The sequence below is a fragment of the Rhodothermales bacterium genome, assembly GCA_013002345.1.
GTDB lineage: Bacteria > Bacteroidota > Rhodothermia > Rhodothermales > JABDKH01 > JABDKH01.
On sequence record JABDKH010000372.1, the window covers coordinates 1 to 5592 of the forward strand.

The window sequence follows — 5592 nt, forward strand, 5'->3', positions numbered from 1 at the left end:
CGTGAACATGTTCGCGTACGTCATCGACACCTGAGCGATCTCAACCTCATCACCGGAGACCTTCGGCTCCGTCGCCACCTCCAGCAGCACATACTTCTCCTGCTCGCTGTAGAGCTGATTGAGCGTGACGGTCACGGATTGCCCGTTTATTTCTGCTTCGCGCCCGAGCACACGAACCGGCCGGATGCCGTCTTCGCAATCGATGGTCACCCGCACATCCTGGGCGACGACGGAAAGCACGTCGCCGAATTCCTGATTGAAGATCATCGCCAGCGCATCGACATTCTCGACAAAGTTGTGATTGCCGTCGCTACGCAGAGCGAGTTGCGTCATGAGGTCTTCGTTGTAGCCGAGTCCGAGTCCGATCGTCGTTACGGAAATCCCTTCCCTGATGAGCGCGGCCCCGAGTTCTCCCAGTTCATAGGGTGTACTCGGGCCTTCGTTCGCCTGCCCGTCCGACAGAAGGATGACGCGGTTGACGCGGTGCGGATCCAGGAACTCTCGCAGCTCGCTGGCGCCCTGCAAGACACCTGCGTACAGCGCGGTGCCGCCCCCCGCGACGAGGCTTCGAATCTTCTGGCGAATGGCTTCCTTGTCGGTGACCTCGGTCGCCGGCATCAGCACGCGGGCACCGCTGTCGTAGACGATCACCGAGACCACATCGCCCGTGCTGAGATGGTCGATGGCCATGATGGTTGCCTCGATGGCCTGCTCCATCTTCTGGCCACCCATCGAACCCGATTTGTCGAGCACGAATGCGACGTTGACGGGTGTGCGGTCCGACTCGCGTTCGATTTTGAAGCCCGTCAGATCCACTTTGATGAATGCGGTCTGCTGCGTGCCGCCGAGCAAGACGGGATGACTGAAACTCGTGCCGAATCGCACGGTGAGTCCGTTTTCTGCTTTGAAATCGCGGATGAACCGGGCGGTGCCCAACGTCGCAAAGGCGACGATTATCGCGATGACTGCCATGTTTCCAGAGTGTCGTTTCATTGGTCTCACCCGACGATTTAGCTATCCCGGTGCAAAGTCCTTCGACCATAAGAACGCCGGGGCCGCGCCGGTATTGTGCAGACCCTACAACTTCACTTGAGTCGCCGGGCCTCCGACGTATGCACGGGACGTGCGGCTGCCGCCGATGGCTTGCGGCGGGCGCGTCGTCGCCCTGCCACGCATTGACCAACGGTCGCCATCAAACATTGGTGACGGCTGAAGAGCAATCCGTCTGGTCAATCAAATCGCTCCGATAATCGTCACATCGTCCTGGAGGTGGACTCGATTTTAGACACGCGTGCCTACACCGGAGGTGGGCCGGCTGCAAGACATCTCTCGACTGAATGCTAGCCGATGCATTGCGACTCACAGCCTAACAGCCGGCTGGTGGCAAGGCCCGACTGCCGGTTGCAGCCAAACACGCGTGGCCGTTACCGGCAGGCCCTGCTGAGGATTGACCGGATTCGGGAGCCGGCTACTTCTAAAAGTGAAATCCAGCACGGGCGTAGAACAGAGTCTCTTCGTCGCTTGAGGCGACAGAAAAGCTAATCGTCTGGGTTCTGTTCAGGATACCGAGCCAGAGACCGCCGCCGAACGCCGTGTGGATCTTATCGGCGCCATCACCCTCCTCATACCAGACTCGGCCTGCGTCGACCAGGCCGTGAACACCCACGTCCCAGGGGAAGATCAGTTTAACCCGGATCACTTTCAGGCGCACCTCCGCATTCCCGTACACGGCGGCATCGCCGGCAAAGCGATTCTCCCTGAAGCCACGGACGTTCTTTGCCCCTCCGATGAAGGCAGCCTCGTAGAACGGTACGTCATCGAAATCGCCCAGGACCTTCTCGCCACCGACACGTAGCGCCACCATCGGATTCTTTGCGGCGTTGCCGGGAGTGAAGTAGGCTGCGGCGCTTCCGAAGATCCTACCATACGAGCCCTCGTCCCTCGCCTCATCATCCACGCCGAGCACTCGCGGAACAAGCTTCCCGCCTGCGTGAAGATGGAATCCGCTGGCAGCTGCACCAGGATTGTCGCGCGTGTCGATCTGGAGGCTTGCGTTTCCGCTGACCAACACGAGATCGTCGTCAGACCCGAAGAAGGACTGTTGAGCGAACGGTTGACCCAACAGTTCGTCAGCGTCTGATCTGACGCCAACGAACTGGACCGCCGGGCCGAGTTCCAGAGACGTCTTGCCTCCGAGGTCAATGTCAAGAGACGGTGAGAAGAAGAGGTCGGTATGACGAGTTCTGTAGAATTCCGAGTCGAAGTCTTCGCCGGGGAAATCGCCCACGGGATCAGTCTCGTTGCCGAAGCCAAAGAAGCGCACGAACTCGAGCCCAGAGTAATAAGCGCTTAATGTGACCGACAGCTTGCTGGAGGCGTTCGGAAATGACAGGCCCGTGGCGATCTTGCCACGCCCACTCGTTGAGAACTGGGCCATGGTCTGCCACCTGTATTTGAACGGCAGCTTTCGCCAGCCATGCTTGACCACGAATCCCCCGGCACCCGCTATCGCCCCGTGGTCGGGCGCATAGTATACCAGTGCCAGCGGGTAGGTGTATCGCCCCCAGCTCTGGGCCATTCGTGCTTCGTCATCTTCGGGCGCGGGTGGAAGGAAAAGCTCATCGGGATGTCGCTCGTGCGGCTTGCTCTCATCGAGCTTGGACCGCTTGCCCAGAATGACAGAATTGTCTCCCCGGTCGTCGTAGAAGAGCGTTTCGCCGCCACTTCCTCTCACGAAGCTGGAGTCCACCATCACGTCGTCCCCTCCTCCGGGCAGGATGCGGAGCTTGATGCTTGTTTCGGAGTCCCCTCGAACCGTGATGCGATCGGAACCGCCATGCGTGAGTATCCGGATTTCCTTTGTTTCCTCGGGCAGGAAGGTTCGGTCGAAATACGGGACTCCGGATGTTAGCACCTTTACGTGGACCGCGCCGCTGGCGAGCCGTTCTATCTCTGCGACGTCGTCCTCATCGGTGGAATGCAAGTCAACGTACTTGGCCAGCAGCGAATAGTAATCGTCGGACATCTGGCGCAGCTGATCACGGCGAGTCTTCAGCTGATCTTCGAGCTCCTTGCCGTGGAATGCGTAGATTTCCGCCGGCAGATTCGATACGGCTTCCACGATCACGGTATCAGTTAGACGCTGCTCCATGTCGGCCGCAACGGAATCCCAGACGGCCTTTTTGAGACCGACCAGCAGACGACGGTCCATCTCTCTTCCATTGAATGATGCGCCCTCAATACTGGGGTACCTTCCGGAGAAGGAAACGTACTGGCGTTGGTAGATCCTCGTGAGTGACATCATCAGGCCGTCATTGATCTTGAAGGCCTGGTCACGGTCCTTCGGAACCGGAAGCCAGCGGTAGGAACCATCCGCGTTCTCCATGCGGGCCCAACGCCACTGGTCGAAGTGGCGATCTCTGTCGCCGACATAGACGTCGAACAGACGGGCCCGCAGAAAGCTCACCGCATCGACTCTCTGTCGAGCATCCTTTTCAAGGTCGTCGAACATCCCGGACGAAGAACTCACTTTGGTCGATCCGGCAAATCCCGGCTCCCCGTCCGGCCCTTCGTTGGGTCGCTCCTCGATGGCGCCGACGAGTCCGGCAAACTCTTCCTGAAACTCGCCGAGCACTGGGTCATTCGGCATCACGTAGAGCGTCGGCGTCACGTGCAGGATGCCGAGCGCATCGCTAAGCTTCGGGATTATCAGCGAGGCGTACGGATGCTGGGAGCTGATCTGGTCGTTAACCACATTCCCGACAAACGTGTGCCGAAGATCGTCGGGAAGACCTCGCGCAGGATCTTTGTCGAGAGAGCGAAACACGTATCGGATCCCGTCGGTGCCCCGCATGTGCAGACTGGTCGTCTGTCCGAATCCGCCCTTCTTGATAGGTGTCAGTCCACCGGCAAATTTCGAAATGTCCATGACCTCGATCTTGACGGGAATCCCCCAGATGTCGCGATACTCGGTACCGAAGATCCAGCGATGAAGGGGGCCAGCCGAATATCGCGGATTCGGGGCAACAGAAACTCTGGCTCCGGCAATGGCATCTTCGGGCGGCACCTGGGCTGTCACGACCGACGCTACGGGCAGACCGACAAGCAGCAGCGCGAACCAGCAGGTGCAGATCTGACGAATGACGGTTGACGGATGATACACTCGTGTCTTCCTCAGATTACTGGCCGTTAGCCCTATCACTTGTCCAAAAGGTTCGAGTCAGGAATCTACTGGATGCTGGCGCGTTTGACGATAGCTGAAACGGTCGGTTCAGAAAATCGTGACAAAAAGAAGACACGCTGCAGGACTACTAAGAACAAATGACTTCTCAAGTGTTTTTCCAAGCGGCGGCCACGAGAGGCTCGCTTCACTCTCCTGGCCTCGCGCACGCGATCAGTATGCGAGAGCTGTTCCAATTCCCATGAGTGTCCGCGAAACCGAAGTAACTCCAGATGGGCAAGGGTTAGGGCGCTGCTACTCCACCAACGCACCTCTGCCAGGTTAGCACCTCACTCTCTACGGCAGTGTCGATGAGTTTGCTTTGGAGTTCCCCGGACTTAATCAGGATGATCAATTTCAGCAGAATCATCGGCTTCACATCAGCCACCTCGCCCTGCTGAAGTCTGAAGAAGAAGACCCCACTCGCTTTGTCCCGGGCGTTCCACTCCACCGGATATTCTCCTGGTTAACGCATACCGAACACCAAACGGGCGACGAGTCTTCCCGTAACGTCGTAGGCCTGCAGCGTCGCGAACGCGTGCTTTGGAGGCGAGAACTCGAGTGCGGTGGGAATGGGCGGTGATGCCGTTCATCCGCATAATGCACCGGCCGGAGCCTACGCGGAAATGAGGGATCTGCCGAGATCCGCTCAAGGCCCTTCCCCACGCGACATGCCGGCACCCACACGTAGGTTCGAAGCTGTCTAGTCCCGTTGCGTCCGCACGCTCCTCGGTCGGCCGCATCTGGCCGGACACCACACGCACCCGGCTGCGGCAAATCTCGATGGTGATTGACATGTTGACGTTCCGCGCACTCAAGATTGGTATTGTCCTCACTTCCGTATCCATTGGAGCTGCTGCCCAGTCGGGCTGGTACTGGCAGAATCCATCGCCGCAGGGGAACGAGCTTTACTCCGTGTTTCAGTTGAATCCCGACACGGCCTGGTCTGTTGGGCCCTTTGGTTCGATTCTGCGGACAGGTGACGGTGGAGTCACGTGGGTCAAACAGGAAAGTCATACGACCAATCCGCTCAGGTCCGTCCATTTCGTTAACGATCTGGATGGCTGGATCGTCGGCTGGGAGGGACTCGTCCTGCGCACCATGGACGGGGGCGAAAACTGGGCCCAGCAAAACAGCACGGTCACGACGGAGCTGTTCGACGTTCAATTCGTCGACGCATTAAGGGGATGGGCCGTCGGCGTCCTGGGCACCGTGATCAAGACTGTCGACGGTGGCAACACGTGGAATACCGCCAGTACGCCGTCGACCGCGCTGCTGCAAGCCGCATCAATGAACGAAGACGGAGTGGAGGGCTGGGCAGCCGGACTGCAGGGTACAATTTTCTATACCACAGACGCGGGAGCCTCGTGGAC

4 protein-coding genes are annotated in these 5592 nt (G+C 58.9%); 1 reads left to right on the forward strand and 3 read right to left on the reverse strand.

All coding sequences use genetic code 11. From position 1 onward, the window contains the following. The 3 genes from HKN37_17495 to HKN37_17505 all read right to left on the reverse strand — a co-directional run. On the reverse strand, positions 1-972 hold a 972-nt coding region (locus tag HKN37_17495; protein ID NNE48450.1), incomplete at its 3' end, for a VWA domain-containing protein. 502 nt (positions 973-1474) lie between these two features. Beyond that, the gene (locus tag HKN37_17500) at positions 1475-4162 is read right to left on the reverse strand and encodes a BamA/TamA family outer membrane protein (GenBank protein NNE48451.1); all 2688 of its coding nucleotides are present in this window, start codon (positions 4160-4162) and stop codon (positions 1475-1477) included. 301 nt (positions 4163-4463) lie between these two features. Then, on the reverse strand, positions 4464-4670 hold the full coding sequence (locus HKN37_17505; GenBank protein ID NNE48452.1) for a hypothetical protein: 207 nt from the start codon (positions 4668-4670) through the stop codon (positions 4464-4466). A 344-nt stretch (positions 4671-5014) separates the two neighbouring features. Here HKN37_17505 and HKN37_17510 point away from each other — a divergent pair. Next, on the forward strand, positions 5015-5592 hold a 578-nt coding region (locus HKN37_17510; protein ID NNE48453.1), incomplete at its 3' end, for a hypothetical protein.